This window comes from Bifidobacterium longum subsp. longum JCM 1217 (genome assembly GCF_000196555.1).
Taxonomy (GTDB): Bacteria; Actinomycetota; Actinomycetes; order Actinomycetales; family Bifidobacteriaceae; genus Bifidobacterium; species Bifidobacterium longum.
Genome location: NC_015067.1, coordinates 737,806 through 756,860 on the forward strand (window position 1 = coordinate 737,806; position 19,055 = coordinate 756,860).

A 19,055-nucleotide genomic window follows, 5' to 3' on the forward strand; every position below is an offset into this window, starting at 1 on the left:
GATGAGCTGGAAATCCGTAGTAAAGCAATGTCGATTCGATTGTGTCGGGACGGGTCTGTTCAGCGTGGCGAATATGGTGTTTCTGCTGGTTTTCCCGGTGCTGTCTATCGTGGTATCGCTGGTGATGATATCGACCCATGTCGATGAACACGTTGCCAGTGGTCTGATGGGCGGACTCGGAGGTCTGGCATCGGTGATGGCATATATGAGTGCATTGGGGCCTGCTGCATCCGAGGAATCTGCAGGGCACAGTGCCATGCGAGGGCTGATTCCTGTTTCACGCACTGCGCAAGTTGTAGGTCGGTACCTCTTTCTGTTGGTGGTTGGCCTGCTCTGGGCTCTGGATGTGGTGATATGCGGTGGCATCTTCATTATCTTTGGCGATATAGCAGATATGGGGTGGATTGGTGCCTTGGCATCAGGTGCCTCCATCTTCGCTTTGGCTATCATTCTTGGGTCGGTGCTGCTGGCCTGTGCATGCCGGTTCACATTCCGCAAGATGATGATGGCCTTTGGCGCGGTCATGGTTGGCTTGTATGCCGTCATTGCGCTGCTGGCTCGATTGCCTGTCGACTGGCAATGGCTATTGCTGAATATTGCCGATTTCCTGACGATCTGGTGGCATACGGCGCTTGTTCTCGCCGTGTTGTGTCTGCTCGCATTTTTTGGCTCCATGCTTATAGCCATCCGCATCTACCGAGCCAAAGAACTCTAGCCGCGCATTTGTCCGACCGCGAATGAAAAGAGACCGACAGGAATCTGTCGGTCTCTTTCCGTTATCGGTGTGTTATCAGTCCACCAGATCCAGAGCGATTGGCTGGTGCGGTTGCTGGGAATCGCTTTCATTGGCCGTGCGGCGCGCGCGGATGGCGGCGGCTGCGCGCTTGACGGTCTTGATAACTTCCTGCAGCACCACCACGCCGAAACCGACCGCGATGATTTTCAGCCACATGTCGATCGGCAGCGGCACGGTGCGGAACATCGCGCCGCCGAATTGCACCACTAGCACCTGAAGTGCGAACATCAGCGCGAACACGCCGATCATCACCTTATTGCGCAGCAGATTGGCGAACAGGCTGGCGTTGCCCAGCTCGCGGCTGTTGAAGGCGTTGAACAGCTGGAATACCACGAACAGCGTGAACAGAATGGTCGACTGCTGTTCGGCGGTGCCGCCCATGAAGTTCGTCCAGCTTTGCGCCATGAACACCACGGCGATGAACGCGCCGGAGACGATGATGCGCTCCAGCATGCCGCGCGAGACGATGCCGGCGTCACGGCGGGTGGGCCTGCGGTCCATAAGATTGTCGCGAATCGGCTCCATACCGAGCGTCAGCGCGGGCGGGCCATCCATGATGATGTTGACCCACAGCAGCTGCAATGCGGTGAACGGCGCGGCCAGACCACTGAACAGCGAGGCGAGTACCACGACCACCGAAGACAGGTTCACGGTGAGCTGGAACTGGATGAATCGCTGGAAATTCTCGTAAATGCCACGGCCCCAGTGCACGGCCTTGACAATGGTGGCAAAGGAATCGTCCAGCATCACGATATCGCTGGCTTCCTTGGACACCTCGGTGCCGGCGATGCCCATGGCGATGCCCACGTCCGCGTTCTTGATGGCGGGCGCGTCGTTGATGCCGTCGCCGGTCACCGCCACCACATTGCCCTGGGCTTTCAGAGCGTTCACCACGCGCATCTTGATAACCGGCGTGCTGCGGGCGATCACGCGGATGCGGCCGATTTCGCGGGACAGTTCCTCGTCGCTCATTTCCTCGATCTGGCGCGCCTCGACGGCGATATGCCGCTCGTCCAGAATGCCGAGTTCGTTGGCGATGGCCGTGGCGGTCACGATGTTGTCGCCGGTGAGCATCTTGAGCTCGATGCCCGCCTTGCGGCAGCGCTCCACGGCACCGGGCACATCCTCGCGCAGGGGATCCACGATGGCCACGAAGCCGTCGAACATCATGCCGGATTCCAAGCCGGCGCGGTCGGCAGCGTAATCGAGAGCCGCAGTGTCGGCGTCCTTATCGGAAATATGGCGGTGGGCGAAGCCGAGCACTCGGCAGGACTGCGCCTGGAACTTCGCGATCTCCCGTTCGATTTCGCCGCGCGTCTTGGCGTCGACGGCGCACAGGTCGAGCATCTTCTCCGGGCTGCCTTTGGCGAACACGGTAATGCCGTCGCCGTCACGCACCACAGTGGTCATGCTCTTGGTCTCCGACGAGAACGGATACGTGTGGAGCACCGTCGCGCGCTCGCGGCGAATCCGGTAGTCGAGTCCGGCCTTGTGCGCGGCGACCAACAGTGCGCATTCGGTGGGGTTGCCGATGAATTCCGGCATCGCGCCGGCCTCGGCTTCGGTGGCGCCCGGGAAGGTCACGTCGGCGGTGCCGTTGACGCAGAAGTTCTCCAGCAGCATGCGGTTCCTGATCTGCTCGGGCTTCTCCAAGGCGCGGCCCGGTGCATTGTACGCCTCGATCACGGTCATGCGGTTCTGGGTCAATGTGCCGGTTTTGTCCGAGCAGATCACGTTGATGCAGCCGATGGTCTCGCACGCCACCATCTTCTTGACCAGCGCGTTCTGCTTGGACATTTTGATGATGTTCACCGCGAGGCACGCGGCCACGATGGTCGGCAGGCCTTCGGGCACGGCGGCCACGATCAGCGTTATGGAGGTGATGAACGCCTCGGAAATCGTGTCGAACGAGGCGGTGCCGGAAGCCACGAACCGGGCCACCTGAAGCACGAACACCAGTGCGGCCACAATCGAGCCCACCACGGCGATCACCTTGCCGAGCTTCGCGAGCTTCTCCTGCAGCGGCGTCATACCGGTGTTGGCGGCGCGCAGTTCGCGGGCGATCTTGCCGAACTCGGTGTCGTCGCCCACGGCGGTGACCACGGCACGGCCATTGCCGGCGGTCACGAAGCAGCCGGAATAGAGCATGTTCGTGCGGTCGGCCACCGGGGTCTTCGGGTCGGTGAACACGGCGTCGGTGGCTTTGGCACTCGGCACGCTTTCGCCGGTGAGCGCGGATTCGTCGGCGGTCAGATCGTTCGATTCGATGAGGCGCGCATCGGCCGGCAGCTTGTCGCCGGTGCTGATCTGCAGCACATCGCCGATGGTGATGTCTCGCTGCGACACCAGCGTGACCTCGCCATCGCGCACCACGGTGACGGTCGTGTCGTCATTGATGTCGTTCAGCGCTTCGAATGCCTTGGCGCTGCGACCCTCCATCACCACGGTGATTGTCACGGACAGGGCGATGGCGAAGAAGATGCCCACGCATTCGAGAATGTCGGCGTGGCCGCCGGCCATGGCGCGGGTGATGTTGACGCCCAGGGTGATGGCCGCCGCGATCATAAGCATGATGAGCATCGGGTCGGCGGCCGTCTTGACGATGCGGGAAAGCATCGATTCCGGCTTCGGCTTGGTGAAGGCGTTGGGACCGTACTGGTTCAGGTTGTGCGCGGCCTGTTCGCTGGTCAGGCCTTGATGTGCATCGGTGTCCAGCGTGCTGATGACTGCTGGCGCATCCTGCATGAATGGTGCGGGCGTCTGCCCGTTGGCCGTGGTCATATGTTCCTCTCGTTTGGTTGACACACCGCACTGAAACCCGCGTAATATCACTCGCGTACCGCGCAACATGGCGGCACGCAGCCAAACGAATCGTTGACGACCATGTATCGCATACTCCGCGGTACATGAGTCTCGTCATTTAAGGCAAAGCCAGACCGTAACGGAACTGCCGACGGCCACGATGTTGACTTGCCACATTGCGGTTTGGGCCGAGCCCTTCGCCGCAATGCTGTCTACTCCCTCATGGGACTATTCAGTTGCAGAAACAGAACCTAACAAACCACATGGATTTTCCCGTTCGCCGGCAGCATGGCGATTCCCGCCTTCCTAGAAAAAACAAGCAACACGCCATTGGCTCGTTGCAGGTGAAAAGCCGCAAGAAAGCCGCGCGTGACAAGGCTCGGACATGCTTGAACATGCCTGGACCTTCGACTTGTGACATCAGAAAACAAAAAACCGATACATGCTGGTAAAGCATGTATCGGTTAGGAATTGTCAGTTAGTGCCGTCAGCGGACTATCACAGCGCCTGGGCGGCCTTCTCCACGTAGCCCTCCATGCCGTCGATGGCCACGACGTCCTTGAACCGCACGTCGGCGGTCTCAAGACCACGCAGGGCGGCCGGGGCGGTGGTGCCGGTCTCGTGGGCCAGCACATCCATGCACTCGAAGTCGGTGCCGGTGGCGTCGAAGCCCAATGCCTCGTTCACCACGCGCGGGAACTTGTAGGGGCTGGCGGTGGAGAGCAGCACGCGCGGGGTCAGCGGGTCGCGCGGCATCTGCTCAAGCAGGTAGTAGCCGCAGGCGGTGTGCGGGTCGATCACGTAGTGGTTCTCGTCCCAACAGTGCTTGATGGACTCGCGTACCTGATCCTCATCGGCCCAACCGGTGCCGAAGATCTGACGAATCTTGGCCAGCAGTTCTTCCGGGATCTCGTACGTGCCCCACTTGTTGAGGTCGTTCATCAGCATGGAGATCAGACGGGTGTCGCCCTCGGACAAGTAGTACAGCATGCGCTCCAGGTTGGAGGAGATGAGGATGTCCATCGAGGGGGAGATGGTCTGGAAGAACGGGCGCTGGCGGTTGTAGGTACCGGTGGTCAGGAAGTCGAACAGCACGTTGTTCTTGTCGGAAGCCACCACGAGGTGCTTGACCGGCAGACCGAGCAGCTTGGCATAGTAGCCGGCGAGGATATCGCCGAAGTTGCCGGTCGGGACCACAAACTCGACCTCATCGCCGACGTTGATCACCTGGTCGGCGAGCAGTTGGGCGTAAGCGGAGAAGTAGTAGACGACCTGCGGCACCAGACGGCCCACGTTGATGGAGTTGGCGGAGGAAAGCACCACGTGCGAATTGCCGGCGAGACGCTCGGCCAGGGCGCGGTCGCCGAAGATGCGCTTGACCGCGGACTGGGCGTCGTCGAAGTTGCCTTCCACGGCGGCCACCTGCACGTTGGAGCCGGCCTGCGTGGTCATCTGCAGCTCCTGGACCTGGGAGACCTTGCCTTCCGGGTAGAAGACGGTGATCGCGGTGCCCGGGGCGTCCGCGAAGCCGGCCAGCGCGGCCTTGCCGGTGTCGCCGGAGGTGGCGGTGAGGATCATGATCTTCTCGTCCGCGTCGCCATCGGCCGGCGTGGTGTGCGCCATGAAGCGCGGCAGGATCTGCAGCGCCACGTCCTTGAACGCGGAAGTCGGGCCGTTGAACAGTTCGAGCACGTAATCGTCGCCCAGGGGCTTGAGCGGGGTGATGCGCTCGTCGGACCACTGTTCGCCGTAGGCGTCGGCGATGCACTGGCCCAGCTCCTCGGCCGTGAAGTCCGGCAGCAGCGCGCCCAGCACCTCGGCGGCGATTTGCTGGTACGACTTGCCCGGCAGGGAGGCCACGTCCACCTTGGTCTTGCCCAACGCGTCCGAAACGAACAGGCCGCCGTCATCGGCGATGCCCTTACGAATCGCCTGCTTGGCGGTCAGCGAATCGGTGGTGCTACGGGTGGAATGGAAGGTGGTTGTCACGATGAATCCTTCTGCCTGAAAGGGATGATGAATCCACATCAGTCTAGCGTGGGCCGTGGGCAGAAGGGCCGTCCGTCTCGCATAACCGACCGGTCGCACCGGCGAAAATCACCATTGCCATCGAACGGGGACCGGCCATATCATGAAACAGGCCGGCTGCAAACGGGCCATACGGTAAGGCGACAACGGCGAATCAATTGTCGCTTATACCAAAGAGCACCCATGACCGCTTCACCCCTTGCGCAGAAGGCAACCGATGCTTTCAACGCGCCGATCTGCGAAACCGATCCTGAGATCGCCGAACTGCTGGACTCCGAACTGGGCCGCCAGCGCAGTGGCCTTGAGATGATCGCCTCTGAGAACTTCGTGCCGCGAGCGGTACTGCAATGCCAGGGCTCCGTGCTGACCAACAAATACGCCGAAGGCTACCCCGGCCGTTTCTACCACGCCGAGGCGTACGGCGTGAACCCCGAGACCTTCCGCACCGACCCGGAGATCATCCGCCAGCGCACGCTCGACGGTGCCAAGATCCTTGCCGAACGACTACTGGCCGACGACGTCAAGGCCAACGGCATCTCCGTGCTGACCGGCGGCACCGATGTGCATCTGGTGATGGTCGACCTGCGCAACAGCGAGATGGACGGCCAGCAGGGCGAGGATCTGCTCGCCGCCTGCGGCATCACCATCAACCGCAACACCGTGCCCTTCGACCCGCGCCCGGCCTCGGTGGCCTCGGGCCTGAGAATCGGCACGTCCGCCCTGGCCACCCGCGGCTTCGGACCGAAGGAATACGAGGAGGTGGCCGACATCATCGGCACCGCGCTCGCCGCCGGCCCGTCCGCCGACGTGACCGCGCTGAAGGCCCGCGTCGACAAGCTCGCCGAAGACTTCCCGCTCTACCCCGACCTGGACCAGATTCACTGATTTTTTGCGGATGTACGCAGCTCCCTCATCAGAGGGAGCCGCGCTTATATCCCCGGCTATCTTCGGTGCAATATGGGTCGAAACGGGCAATGCGGCCCATTGTGGGTTACTCTTGTTTTTTATGAGCGATGAATTGAGTCCTGAGGTGTTCGACGCGGTGTGCCGCCAGGCCGATCAGGCCGCACGCGCACAGGAGCGTCTTGCACAGGCAAATACCGAAGCCAAAAACGAACTGTTGCTTGCCATTGCGGACGCGTTGGACGAGCATGCTGCGGACATCGAAGCCGCCAACGCGCTGGACATGCTCGAATCCAAGGAAAACGGCATGGATGCGGGCAAGCTCGACCGCCTGCTGTTCGACGTGCCGCGCGTGGCCGCCGCCGCCCAAGGCGTGCGCCATGTGGCCACCCTGCCCGATCCGGTCGGCGAGATCGTGCGCGGATACAACCTGCCCAACGGTCTGCGCCTTACCCAGACGCGCGTGCCGATGGGCGTCATCGGCATGATCTACGAGGCTCGGCCGAACGTCACTGTGGACGTGGCCAGCCTGTGCCTCAAGTCCGGCAATGCCGCGTTGCTGCGAGGCGGCCACGCCGCCGAACGCACTAACGCCGCCACGTTGGGCGTCATCGCCCCGGTGCTTGAAGCCCACGGTTTCGAATCCGCACTGGTGCAATCCGTCGACCAGTACGGGCGCGCCGGCGCCACCGCCATGATGGAGGCGCGAGGCCATATCGACGTGCTCGTGCCGCGAGGAGGAGCGGGTCTGATCCAAGCCGTCGTGCGCAACTCCAAAGTGCCGGTCATCGAAACCGGTGCCGGCAACGTGCATATCTATATCGACAAGTCCGGTGATCTCGCCAAGGCCATCCCGATCATCATCAACGCCAAAACCCAGCGCGTGGGCGTGTGCAACGCCGCCGAAAAGCTATTGGTTCATAAGGATGTCGCCGCCGAATTCCTGCCGCAGATCGCCGCCGCTCTGGCCGAGGCGAACGTCGTGCTGCAGACCGACACCACGTCGTACGGCATCATCTCCGGCGCGGCAATCGAGGGCCTTGACCTCAACCACGCCGCCGAAGAGGATTGGGACACCGAATACCTGGCCCTCAAAATGGGCATCAAGGTGGTGTCGGACCTGGACGCGGCCATCGACCACATCAACACGCATTCCACAGGCCACACCGAATCCATCATCGCCGAGGATTATGCGGCCATCGAGGAATTCACCAAGCGCATCGACTCGGCCGTGGTCATGGTCAACGCCTCCACCCGCTTCACCGACGGCGGCGTGTTCGGCTTTGGTGCCGAGCTTGGCATCTCCACGCAGAAGATGCACGCACGCGGTCCCATGGGATTGCGGGAGATGACCACCACCAAGTGGATCGGTTACGGAACAGGACAGGTGCGCGCATGAACGAGGACGGCAACATGAACATTACGGCTGACACGGCAAACAAGGCAAGCGAACTGCGGCCCGACATCGACCTCAACGATCCCAAGCTCGGCCTGAAGATCGCGGCCGAACGGCTCAGCATCGTCCGCTACGTGTTCCTTGTGCAGATCGAGGACGGCATCGCCTCCGCCGCCCAGCGTGCGTCGCTCGAATACGCGGACGCCGTGCTCATCGGTTGGCCCGAGACCGATTCGCCCGAAGTCGCGGACCTCGACGATGCCCAGCTCAAGATCGTGCGCGAACACATGGAGCTCATGGAAGGCTACATCGGCAAATACAGCCAGATGGAGCACGACGGTGACCTTGACGGCATGACCGACACGCTCATCCGCATCACCGAGCGTGTGGCCGAGGTCCGCCGCCTCTACCAGCCGGACTTCCCGCTGCCCACCTTCGCCGAAATTCGTCGCGTGGTCCAGGACGAATGGGATGAAGACATGGGCAAGATCGATCCCAGGGAAGACAATCCCACCGCCGGCGAAATCGAAGAGGAAACCGAATCAGCCGATGACGCCGCCGGCGAGGGCGACCAGGCATGAGTGGTGTTACCGACAGCCACAAAACGGCTGCGTCAGTTCAGTCCGAAAAATCAGTGGAATCCGCCGAGCCCGCCGAAATCGTTGCCGTCACCCAAGGCGAAACCGAACGGCGCATGTCTGACCTGTCCGCGCCGGCCGGGGCCAGCAGCCATGGCAAAGGCAGGCTTTCCGCACGCGGCAACTGGCATACGCGCCTGCGCGTCGGCATCATGGGCGGCACGTTCGACCCGATTCACAACGGCCACTTGGTCGCCGCCTCCGAAGTAGCTTGGGTATACGACCTCGATGAGGTGATTTTCGTACCCACCGGCCGACCTGTGTTCAAGCTGGACAAGCACGTCACCAACGCCGAAGATCGGTATCTGATGACTGTGATCGCCACCGCATCCAACCCCAAATTCACCGTCTCGCGTGTCGACATCGACCGTCCGGGCGTCACCTACACCATCGACACCCTGCGCGATATCCGCGCCCAACATCCCGACGCCGAGCTGTTCTTCATCACCGGCGCAGACGCCGTGGCCGAAATTATGCAGTGGAAGGACGCCGACCTCATGTGGGACCTCGCCCACTTCGTGGCCGTCACGCGCCCCGGCTACTCCAGTCCGGACGGCGTGACCTTGCCCGAAGGAAAGGTCGATACGCTTGAGATCCCGGCCTTGGCCATCTCTTCGACCGATGTACGCCGCCGCGCCGAACACGACGAGCCGGTCTGGTATCTGGTGCCTGACGGCGTGGTGCAATACATCGGCAAGCATGGTCTGTATTCATACGAGGACTGACGATTCGTACGAGGACTAGTGTGCATTTGTACGAGGGCTGGTGAGGATTAGCGCGAATCAGTGCGCATCAATCCTCACCAGTGCAAAGGATAAGCAGTCAGGCCAGTCCCATCTTGATTTTCAATGCCATTACGCGAGTCGCCGCCGCCGTCACTTTCGAAGCGAAAGCCGGATCGGACTTCGCCCGTTCGTTGAGGCCGTCCACAATTGGCTTTACGTAATCCGTCTGACCGATGCAGGACATGTCGCCGCCCGCCTCGACAAGCTTTACTCCCAATTGGCTTACATCGTAGCTGCTTAACGCTTCGGCAGACATCGAATCCGAAATCACCACGCCCGTGTACTTCAGGGCGTTGCGAATATGACCGTCGATAATCGTAGAAGAAAACACCGCCGGATTATTCGGGTCGATGGATTGATATGTGGCCAACGACATCATCAACATTGCAGGATCGGCCTTGGTAATCGCCTGGTCAAAGGCACCTGCCTCGGCCCCGTCCAACGTGGTGGTCGTATCCAGAATGCCTTCGGTGGTGAAGTCGGTATTGCCGCTTACCGCGCCCAACCCAGGATAATGTTTGACCGCCGCACCGACTTGAGCGTCTCGCAAACCTTCAATAACGGCGATGCCATGTTCGGCGTTGCCGGCCGCATCCAATCCGAAATCACGATCCAGCGCGCCAATCGGAGCATTTGAGGCACGATTGCCAACCACTGTGCCAAGCACCGGTGCCAAATCGACATTTATGCCAGCAGCAGCTAATTGCGAACCCCACGTGCCTGCCGATTGGCGCAATGCGTCAGCGGACATTGTGCCCTGCTCAACGGCACTGGGCATTGTGTCGAAACCGGTACCAGTCAGATGCTGTACCTGACCACCCTCCTGATCGGTGGCGATGATGAGACGATTGCCGGCCGGCGCATATCCTTGGAGTTGCGCGGTCGCGGTCTTGACCGTATCGACGCCGGTATTCCAATTGCCAATGAGAATGGCCGAGCCAATGTGTTCGTCGGCGATTGTTGAAGCCAACGAGGAGGGTTCGGAACCGGCGAACAACGGCACCATCACTAACTGTCCCACACGTTCCTCAAGCGTCATGGCGGATACCGCACGTTGGGCTTGTGCCGCCGGATCGTCGTTCTTCTTCGGGGAAGGAACGTCGGTGCGCGGTAACGCACTCGTCTGGGAGGTCTGGGGAGTGGTGGTGTTGCCGTTTGATGTGGATTTGGCGAACCATCCGACATGCCATCCGTAGACTGCCACACCGGCCAACACCACCGCCAAAGCACATATTGCCGCCACGATTGGAATGCTCCTGTGCCGAAGTTGGCGTGTGGCGTGTGCTGAGGGACGCATATGTTGTGGCCGTTGTCTGTTCATAGCGGCAAGCGTAGAACAGAGCGTAGAACAGGATGTTGCCTCATTCTGTGCTCAGGGCATAACCGACCTCCCGCCCTTTCGATAGGCTTGAGTTATGTCTTTTAACGATCCTTTCTCAGTACTGTTCGGCAATGGCGGCGATTCACGACGCAACAATGCGAACAATGACGATCCGATCATCCTCGATGTCGAGGCCGATGGGGACGGTCCGGCCCACAACACCAACGCTGGCCCCTCCGGGTCATCCCGCCCTCCACGTGGTCCGGCCAATCCGCGTATCACCCGTAAGCCAGCGTCCGGTGGCTCAGGAGCCAGCCGTGGCAGCAAGATTCTGATCGGCGTGGTGCTGGCCTTGGCCATCATCGTCGGTCTGTTCTTCGGCCTGTCCCGATTCATCACCGATCTGATGTGGTACGGCCAGCTCGGCTTCCAGTCCGTGGTCTGGACCCAGCTCGGGGTGAAAATCGGTCTGTGGGTGGCCTACGCGCTGCTCATGGCCCTGACCGGCTTCGTTTCCGCCTGGCTGGCCATTCGAGCACGCCCTGATTCGGCCGACGGTTCCACCATTCGCATTAACGGCGATGTGGTCGAGGTCGGCAAATCCGTCAGCTCGAAAACCGCTCGCCGCGTGGCCGTGGTGATTTCGCTGATCGTCGGCGTCATCTTCGGTTCCCAGTTTAACGCGAACTGGAGCGAGATTCTGCTCATGTTCAACGCGCAGTCGTTCGGCACCACCGATCCGCAGTTCGGTCTGGACAACGGCTTCTACGTGTTCGTGCTGCCGGGCCTGAAGCTCGTGCTCGCCGCCGTGGCCATGCTGCTGGGCGTGGGCCTTGTGTTTTCCGTGGTCACGCATGTGCTGATGGGCGGTATCCGCATTACCATGCCGGTTAACGGACGCGGCCTGTTCTCCATTACCAAGCGTTGCCGTCGCCAGCTTGGCATCTGGCTGATGCTCAACATGTTCGCTTGGGCAGTGCGCCAGATGATTGGCGTCTTCGACCAGCTCACCGTGCAGGGTTCACGCATCACCGGTGCCTCCTACACCGCCGTACATGCCAACATCCCCGTCACCTTCATCATGGCCGTGCTGACCGCCATCCTCGGCGTGGTGCTGGGCATCTGGCTCATGCGCTCCCACACGCTCGAAGGCCAGGCGTCCATCGGCGTGCGCGCTTCCGCCGCGCTCAAGGCCTGGCGTGTGCCGGTGACCTCCATTGCCGTCGTGGTCGTGGTGGGTCTTGTGCTCACCGTGGCATGGCCGGTGCTGTTGCAACGCTTCCGCGTCAACCCGAACGCACAGGAGATGGAATCCACCTACATCCAGCGCAACATCGACGCCACCCGCGCCGCCTACGGTCTTGACAAGCTCAAGACCGAGCAATACAAGGTGACCGACAAGGGTGAGCAGGGCGCTCTGGCCAAGGAGGCCGACACCACCGCGCAGATCCGTCTGCTCGACCCGCAGGTCGTCAGCCCCACGTTCAAACAGTTGCAGCAGTCCAAGCAGTACTACACCTTCGCCGACACCCTGGCGGTCGACAAGTACGAGATTGACGGCGTCTCCCAGGACACCGTGATTGCCGCCCGCGAGCTCGATCTGGCCGGCAATGACAACCGCAACTGGGTCAATGACCACACCGTGTACACCCACGGTTACGGCGTGGTGGCCGCCTACGGCAACAAGGTGACCTCCGACGGCCAGCCCGAATTCTTCGAATCCGGCATCCCCACCCAGGGCAAGCTCACCGAATCCGAAAAGTACGAGCCTCGCATCTACTTCTCGCCGAACACCACCGAATACTCGATTGTCGGTGCCCCTGAAGGCACGCAGGCTTGGGAGTTCGACTACCCGACCGGTTCGGAAGGTGCTCTGACCACGTTCAAGGGCGACGGCGGCCCTTCGGTCGGCAACCTGTTCTCCAGGATTCTCTACGCGATCCGCTTCGGCTCCGATCAGATTCTCTTCTCCGACCGTGTGACCAGCGAATCGCAGATTCTCTACGATCGTTCCCCCAAGGAGCGCGTGGCCAAGGTGGCACCGTACCTGACGCTTGACGGCCGCGTGTATCCGGCCGTGGTCGATGGCCGCGTCAAGTGGATCGTCGACGGCTACACCACCTCCGACGCCTACCCGTACTCGCAAATAACCGACCTCGGCTCCGCCACCAAGGATTCCACCACCGTCTCTTCCGCAACGGTCTCGTCCCTGGGCTCTCAGAAGGCCAACTACATCCGCAACTCGGTCAAGGCCACCGTGGACGCCTACGACGGTTCCGTGGACCTGTACGTGTGGGATCAATCCGATCCGGTGATCAAGGCATGGGAGAAGATCTTCCCTGGCCAGTACCACCAGCTCTCCGATATCTCCGGCGACCTGATGAGCCACATGCGCTACCCGGAAAGCCTGTTCAAGGTACAGCGCGAGCTGCTCTCCAAGTACCACGTGACCTCTGCCAGCCAGTACTACTCAGGCGAAGACTTCTGGCAGACGCCGGTCGATCCGACCGAATCCCAGTCCCAGCAGGACCAGGACATCCTGCAGCCGCCGTACTACCTGACCTTGCAGACCGGTGGCACCGAGGAACCGGTGTTCTCGCTGACCTCCACCTACATTCCGGCTGGCCAGTCCACCCGTGAGATCCTGACCGGCTTCCTGTCGGTCGACTCGGATGCCGGCAATGAGAAGGGCAAGATAGGCTCGAACTACGGCACCATCCGATTGCAGGAGCTGCCCAAGGATTCGAACGTACCGGGCCCCGGCCAGGCGCAGAACAACTTCAACGCCAACGCCGATGTATCCAAGGAACTGAACCTGCTGCAATCCGGCGACACGCAAGTGGTGCGCGGCAACCTGCTCACCCTGCCGCTCGGTGGCGGACTGGTGTACGTGCAGCCCGTGTACGTCAAGTCTTCGGGTGCGACTTCATTCCCGCTGCTCAAGAAGACGCTGGTCGCGTTCGGTGATCAGGTAGGATTTGCGGATACGTTGGATGAGGCCTTGGATCAGGTGTTCGGTGGTGATTCCGGCGCGGCCGCAGGCGATGCCGAGAACGTGTCCGGTGACGGATCGTCTGGTGACCAGTCGTCCGGCATATCCGGTGACCAATCTGGTTCCGATACCAATGGTGGCCAGTCCGGCACCACGGACGGCAAGTCGGATTCCGGCTCGTCTTCCGACCGTAGCCCCGAACTCCAGCAGGCGCTGAACGATGCCGCCCAAGCCATGAAGGACAGCCAGTCCGCCATGAAGAACGGCGACTGGACCGCCTACGGCAAGGCGCAGAAGGAGCTTGAAGACGCCCTCAACAAGGCCATCGAGCTCGACAAGTAGTTCCGACAGGAATTGGCTCCCCTCAGGGTGAGGGGAGCCATCGCCGAAGGCGACTGAAGGGAGTCGGTTACCTCAACTGACATAGCCCGTCCTTATCATAAGGACGGGCTATTTGCGTATTCAAAGGAACCTCATGCCATACACCTTCCGTCCGGCCGTCGAATCCGACGTCCAAGCCATCGCCGACATCTACAACGCCTCAGTGATGGCCGGCGGTGCGACCGCCGACCTCACCCCGCGCACCTTCGACCAACGCCGCGCCTGGGTCGAATCCCATACGCCGCCCTACGGCGTTTTTGTTGTGGAATCGGAAGACGGTTCAATCATTGGCTTCGGTGCGCTCTCCGTGTTCTATGACCGCGCAGGATATGACGGTGTCACCGATTTGGCCTATTACATCGATCCGGCATGGCAAGGCAGGGGAGTAGGCACGTTCATGCTTGACAGGCTGCTCACCGAGGCGCTGGCCCGCCACATGCGCAAGGCCTGCGGCATCATTTTCGCCGATAACGCCGGCTCCATTGCCCTCATGCACCGCTTCGGCTTCACCCAATTCGGACTCATGCCCGCCGCTGCCACCGACTCTACCGGCACCATGCGGGACATGTCCTACTGGTATTTGGACCTGCAGCCTTGCAGTAAGTCATTTCAGTCAAGAAAAGTGTGAGGATGCCGGAGCAAACGAGCTTGACGGCGGCGTTGAGTACAATCTTGACGGTTGGATCCGGCCGGGCATGGGCCAGTGCGCGAGGCGAACGCGCGCATGACGTACGGAACGTACAGAACGTGCATACGGGAATAAAGGAAGACGGACGAGGAGCGGATTATGGCATCGGATTTCTGGCTGATTGCGGGACTGGGCAACCCCGGCAAAAAATATGAGGACACGCGGCACAACATGGGCTTCATGGCCGCCGACGTGCTCGCCGAACGTTGGACGGTGAACTTCGCCGATCACAAGGGCTTGGCCATGCTCGGTAAAAGCGTGATGAACCTGGACGGCCGCACCGTCAAGTTCTTTCTGGCCAAGCCGCTGACTTATATGAATGATTCCGGCAATGCGGTGGCTTCCATTAGCGCCTATTACCAGATCGAGCCCGACCATATTGTGGTGATTCACGATGACATGGACTTGGAATTCGGCCGTATCAAGGTCAAGGCAGGCGGCTCCGCAGGCGGCCACAACGGCATCAAGTCGATTGACCGTTCCCTCGGCACGCCGAAATACGCGCGTGTGCGCATGGGCGTCGGTCACTCCAAGCGCGGTGCGAACGCGCATGACAACACGGTGAACTGGGTGCTGGGCGGATTCGGTCCGGACCAGCGCAAGCAGCTGCCCGAATTCCTGGCTGACGGCGCCGACGCCGCCGAGGACATCATCTTCCACGGTCTTGCCAAGACCCAGGAGAAGTTCAATGGCCGGTGAGGCGACGCACCCGGACCTGATCAACGGCTCACTGGCAGGCATCCTGTCTGAGCTGGAACAGGACAAGACCTTCCTGAAGCTCGCCGCCGGCGACATCGAGGCTTCGGACGACGTCGACAACTCCGTCCTGGCCGGCATCCCCGAAGGCTTGCGCCCGGCTTTGGCCGCCGCCATCGGGCAGGGTGTGGCCGGCAAACCCGGCAAGCCGGTCGTGCTGGTCGTGGCCTCCGGCCGCGAAGCCGAAGAGACCGTGGGCTCGCTGCGCTCCTGGTATGATGGCGACCCGAACGACATCGCCCAGCTCGAAGCCTGGGAAACCCTGCCGCACGAGCGTCTGAGCCCGCGCGCGGACACCGTGGCCAGCCGCATGGCCGTGTTCCGCAGACTCAAGCATCCGAGCGATACCGATTCGATGTTCGGCCCGATTCGCATTCTCGTCATGCCGATCCGCTCGCTCATCCAGCCAGTCGTCCAAGGACTGGGCGATGTCGAGCCGCTCGTGTTCACCGTGGGGGAGGACCTGCCCCTCGACGAAGCCGCCAAACGTCTGATCGAAAACGCCTACACGCGCGTGGACCTGGTCATGGACCGTGGCGAGTTCGCGGTGCGCGGAGGCATTCTTGACGTATTCCCGCCCACCGCACCGCACCCGGTGCGTATCGAATTCTTCGGCGACGAAATTGACACCATCAAGGAATTCCACGCCTCCGACCAGCGTACCTACGGCGACGGCCTCAAGACCATCTGGGCCACCGCATGCCGTGAACTGCAGCTGACCGACGCCGTGCGCACCCGCGCCAAAGCCTTGGTCGGTTCGATTCCCAATGCTGAGGACATGCTCGAATCCATCGCCAACGCCATTCCGGTCGAAGGCATGGAATCCCTGATGCCCGCACTCGTGGACCATCTGGAACCGGTGGGCTCCATGCTTCCCAAGCACGCCGTGATCCTCCTGAGCGACCCGGAGAAACTGCGCCGCTCCGCCGAAGACTTGGCAAAAACCGCGAACGAGTTCCTGGCCGCAAGCTGGCATGTGGCCGCCTCCGGCCACGGCGCCGGCGCGCCCATCAGCTTCGACGAAGCCAGCTTCCTCGACTATGCGGAAACCATCAGCTCCCTCGAATACTCCGAACATCCGGTGATTCGCCTCACCAGTTTCGGCGTGGACACCACGTTGACCGGCCATGTGCAGCTCGACGCCCAGAACCCGGCCGAATTCCGAGGGGATGAGGCCAAGGCCTCCCAAGGCATCGAAGGCCTGCTCGATGCCGGCTTCCACGTCACCATCACCGCCGCTGCGGCCGGCACCTTGGCCAGGCTCAAGCGTGCGATCAACACTACCGGCATCGCCAATTTCGACGTCATCCGCTCTCAGGCCATCGACGGCTTCGTGGACAAAGCCGCCAAAATCGCCCTGCTCACCGAACGCGACCTGACCGGCCGCACTTCAGCCGTGGCCGTGGCCAAAACGCCGAAACGCCGGCGCAAGGCCATCGACTTGGTGGAGCTCAAAAAAGGCGATTACGTGGTGCACGAGCAGCACGGCATTGGCCGGTTCATCGAAATGCGTCAGCGCACCATCGGCACCGGCGCCAACAAAACCACTCGCGAATACCTGGTCATCGAATATGCGCCTTCCAAGCGCGGCGCCCCGGCGGACAAACTGTTCATCCCCACCGACCAGCTCGACCAGGTCAGCAAATACATCGGCGCCGAAGCCCCCAAGCTCAACAAGCTCGGCGGCTCCGACTGGGCGGCCACCAAGGCCAAGGCCCGCAAGCACGTCCACGAGATCGCCGACGACCTGATCAAGCTGTACTCCGCCCGCCAGCGCGCCAAGGGCTTCGCGTTCAGCCCGGACACCCCATGGCAGAAAGAGCTGGAAGACGCCTTCCCCTATCAGGAAACCGCCGACCAGCTCACCACCATCGACGAAGTTAAATCCGACATGGAAAAGCCCGTGCCGATGGACCGCCTCATCTGCGGCGACGTGGGCTTCGGCAAAACCGAAATCGCACTGCGTGCCGCCTTCAAGGCCGTGCAGGACGGCAAGCAGGTGGCCGTGCTCGTGCCCACCACGCTGCTTGTCCAGCAGCATTACGAGACGTTCAGCGAACGATTCGAGGGTTTCCCGGTCAATGTGGCGGCCATGAGCCGATTCCAGACCACCAAAGAGATCAACGAGGCCATCGAGGGGCTGGAAACCGGCACGGTGGACGTGGTCATCGGCACGCACAAGCTGCTGAACCCGAAAATCAAGTTCAAGGATCTGGGACTCGTCATCATCGATGAGGAGCAGCGTTTCGGCGTGGAACACAAGGAGACGCTGAAAGCCCTGCGCACCAACGTGGACGTGCTGTCCCTGTCTGCCACGCCTATCCCGCGCACGCTGGAAATGGCCGTGACCGGCATTCGCGAGATGTCCACGCTCGCCACCCCGCCCGAAGACCGGTTGCCGGTGCTGACCTATGTGGGCGCCTACGAGGATGCGCAGGTCACCGCAGCCGTACGCCGCGAACTGCTGCGAGGCGGCCAGGTGTTCTATGTCCACAATCGTGTGCAGGACATCTCGTCCATCGCCGACAAGATCCACACGCTGGTGCCCGAGGCGCACGTCGGCATCGCCCACGGCAAGATGGGGGAGAAGCAGCTCGACCAGATCATCCGCGACTTCTGGCATCGCGACATCGACGTGCTCGTGTGTACCACAATCATCGAGACCGGTCTTGATATCTCCAATGCGAACACGCTGATCGTCGACCATGCCGACCGTTTCGGCTTGAGCCAGCTCCATCAGCTGCGTGGCCGCGTCGGTCGCGGCCGCGAGCGCGCGTACGCCTACTTCTTGTACGACCCGTCCAAGCCGATGACCGAGCAGTCCCATGACCGGCTCGCCACCATCGCGCAGAACACGGCGCTCGGCTCCGGTTTCGATGTGGCCATGAAGGACTTGGAATTGCGCGGCACCGGTAACCTTCTGGGCGACGAGCAGTCCGGCCATATCGAGGGCGTGGGCTTCGACCTGTACGTACGCATGGTGTCCGAAGCCGTGGAAAAGTACAAGGAGCCCGAAGAGGACGTCGAGCCGGTGGCCGTGTCCATCGACCTGCCCATCGAAGCGTCGATTCCGATCGAGTACATCGATTCGGACAAGCTGCGTCTGGAAGCGTACCGCAAGCTCGCCTCCGCCCGCAACGAGGCCGATCTGAAGGATTTGGAAGAGGAACTTACCGACCGTTACGGCAAGCCGCCGGTCGAATTCGAGACCCTGTTCGACGTGGCCCGTCTGAAGTTCAAGGCCCGCAAGCTCGGCATTTCGGAGATTCTCGCGCAATCCAACCGCGTGCGCATCGGTCGCATCGACCCGCCCGAATCCATCCAGATGCGTATGGGCCGTATTTACAAAGGCACCCAATACCGTCCGGTCACCCACCAGCTCATCGTCCCCACCCCGTTCACCGGCTCCCTGGGCCAAGGCCCCATGAGCTCCGACCAGGTAGTCCTCTGGACCAACCAGTTACTTGATGATTTGGCATGGACCCCGTCGTCAAGCAAACGGCAGAGCCGTTTGTAGACGGGGTGCGAGGCGGCAGTCGAGCCAGCTATGGCTCACCGGGCAACATCCG

The 19,055-nt window shown here is 61.5% G+C and carries 12 protein-coding genes; 9 read left to right on the top strand and 3 right to left on the bottom strand.

The genetic code is table 11. The features are described from left to right. The first annotated feature begins 1 nt into the window (after position 1). Positions 2 to 715 carry an ABC-2 transporter permease gene (locus BLLJ_RS02990; protein WP_013582475.1) on the top strand — a complete coding sequence of 238 codons (714 nt, stop codon included), beginning with the start codon at positions 2 to 4 and terminating at the stop codon, positions 713 to 715. Positions 716 to 790: 75 nt separating this feature from the next. On the opposite strand, the gene BLLJ_RS02995 is transcribed toward BLLJ_RS02990, so the two are convergent. Together BLLJ_RS02995 and thrC are read right to left on the bottom strand one after the other, a co-directional pair. After that, positions 791 to 3,577, bottom strand: coding sequence for a calcium-translocating P-type ATPase, PMCA-type (locus tag BLLJ_RS02995; RefSeq protein ID WP_013582476.1), 2,787 nt, complete (start codon positions 3,575 to 3,577; stop codon positions 791 to 793). A 519-nt stretch (positions 3,578 to 4,096) separates the two neighbouring features. Further along, entirely contained in the window at positions 4,097 to 5,587 is a 1,491-nt protein-coding gene (gene thrC, locus BLLJ_RS03005) for a threonine synthase (protein WP_013582477.1), read from the bottom strand. 222 nt (positions 5,588 to 5,809) lie between these two features. Between thrC and BLLJ_RS03010 the strand changes: the two genes are divergently transcribed. The 4 genes from BLLJ_RS03010 (at position 5,810) to nadD (ending at position 9,288) form a co-directional block, all read left to right on the top strand. Continuing rightward, complete coding sequence (locus BLLJ_RS03010; RefSeq protein ID WP_007051137.1) at positions 5,810 to 6,511, top strand: PLP-dependent aminotransferase family protein; 702 nt, start codon at positions 5,810 to 5,812, stop codon at positions 6,509 to 6,511. A 121-nt stretch (positions 6,512 to 6,632) separates the two neighbouring features. Continuing rightward, positions 6,633 to 7,928 carry a glutamate-5-semialdehyde dehydrogenase gene (locus tag BLLJ_RS03015; RefSeq protein ID WP_007051136.1) on the top strand — a complete coding sequence of 432 codons (1,296 nt, stop codon included), beginning with the start codon at positions 6,633 to 6,635 and terminating at the stop codon, positions 7,926 to 7,928. Beyond that, positions 7,925 to 8,506, top strand: coding sequence for a hypothetical protein (locus BLLJ_RS03020; RefSeq protein ID WP_007053591.1), 582 nt, complete (start codon positions 7,925 to 7,927; stop codon positions 8,504 to 8,506). Before BLLJ_RS03015 ends, BLLJ_RS03020 begins: the two co-directional genes overlap by 4 nt. Further along, positions 8,503 to 9,288, top strand: coding sequence for a nicotinate-nucleotide adenylyltransferase (gene nadD / locus BLLJ_RS03025; RefSeq protein WP_007051134.1), 786 nt, complete (start codon positions 8,503 to 8,505; stop codon positions 9,286 to 9,288). The genes BLLJ_RS03020 and nadD overlap by 4 nt, the downstream gene beginning before the upstream one ends. 97 nt (positions 9,289 to 9,385) lie before the next feature. On the opposite strand, the gene BLLJ_RS03030 is transcribed toward nadD, so the two are convergent. Then, the gene (locus BLLJ_RS03030) at positions 9,386 to 10,591 is read right to left on the bottom strand and encodes a glycoside hydrolase family 3 N-terminal domain-containing protein (RefSeq protein ID WP_013582479.1); all 1,206 of its coding nucleotides are present in this window, start codon (positions 10,589 to 10,591) and stop codon (positions 9,386 to 9,388) included. Positions 10,592 to 10,763: 172 nt separating this feature from the next. On the opposite strand from BLLJ_RS03030, the gene BLLJ_RS03035 reads away from it, so the two are divergent. The 4 genes from BLLJ_RS03035 (at position 10,764) to mfd (ending at position 19,003) form a co-directional block, all read left to right on the top strand. Then, a complete protein-coding gene (locus tag BLLJ_RS03035; RefSeq protein WP_013582480.1) occupies positions 10,764 to 14,003 on the top strand; it encodes a UPF0182 family membrane protein in 3,240 nt (1,079 codons plus the stop codon). A gap of 133 nt (positions 14,004 to 14,136) precedes the next feature. Beyond that, positions 14,137 to 14,670 carry a GNAT family N-acetyltransferase gene (locus tag BLLJ_RS03040; RefSeq protein WP_007051131.1) on the top strand — a complete coding sequence of 178 codons (534 nt, stop codon included), beginning with the start codon at positions 14,137 to 14,139 and terminating at the stop codon, positions 14,668 to 14,670. Positions 14,671 to 14,829: 159 nt separating this feature from the next. Beyond that, positions 14,830 to 15,429 (top strand): aminoacyl-tRNA hydrolase, encoded by a 600-nt coding sequence (pth, locus tag BLLJ_RS03045; RefSeq protein WP_007051129.1) that lies wholly within the window; start codon positions 14,830 to 14,832, stop codon positions 15,427 to 15,429. Continuing rightward, positions 15,419 to 19,003, top strand: a complete 3,585-nt coding sequence (mfd, locus tag BLLJ_RS03050) for a transcription-repair coupling factor (RefSeq protein WP_013582481.1) — start codon at positions 15,419 to 15,421, stop codon at positions 19,001 to 19,003. The genes pth and mfd overlap by 11 nt, the downstream gene beginning before the upstream one ends. Positions 19,004 to 19,055 lie beyond the last annotated feature (52 nt).

What these genes read in the sequence shown, in the direction of transcription:
- BLLJ_RS02990 (WP_013582475.1), top strand. Translation starts at nt 2, where the DNA reads ATGAGCTGGAAATCCGTAGTAAAGCAATGTCGATTCGATTGTGTCGGG.
- BLLJ_RS02995 (WP_013582476.1), bottom strand. Translation starts at nt 3,577, where the DNA reads ATGACCACGGCCAACGGGCAGACGCCCGCACCATTCATGCAGGATGCG.
- BLLJ_RS03010 (WP_007051137.1), top strand. Translation starts at nt 5,810, where the DNA reads ATGACCGCTTCACCCCTTGCGCAGAAGGCAACCGATGCTTTCAACGCG.
- BLLJ_RS03015 (WP_007051136.1), top strand. Translation starts at nt 6,633, where the DNA reads ATGAGCGATGAATTGAGTCCTGAGGTGTTCGACGCGGTGTGCCGCCAG.
- BLLJ_RS03020 (WP_007053591.1), top strand. Translation starts at nt 7,925, where the DNA reads ATGAACGAGGACGGCAACATGAACATTACGGCTGACACGGCAAACAAG.
- nadD (WP_007051134.1), top strand. Translation starts at nt 8,503, where the DNA reads ATGAGTGGTGTTACCGACAGCCACAAAACGGCTGCGTCAGTTCAGTCC.
- BLLJ_RS03035 (WP_013582480.1), top strand. Translation starts at nt 10,764, where the DNA reads ATGTCTTTTAACGATCCTTTCTCAGTACTGTTCGGCAATGGCGGCGAT.
- BLLJ_RS03040 (WP_007051131.1), top strand. Translation starts at nt 14,137, where the DNA reads ATGCCATACACCTTCCGTCCGGCCGTCGAATCCGACGTCCAAGCCATC.
- pth (WP_007051129.1), top strand. Translation starts at nt 14,830, where the DNA reads ATGGCATCGGATTTCTGGCTGATTGCGGGACTGGGCAACCCCGGCAAA.
- mfd (WP_013582481.1), top strand. Translation starts at nt 15,419, where the DNA reads ATGGCCGGTGAGGCGACGCACCCGGACCTGATCAACGGCTCACTGGCA.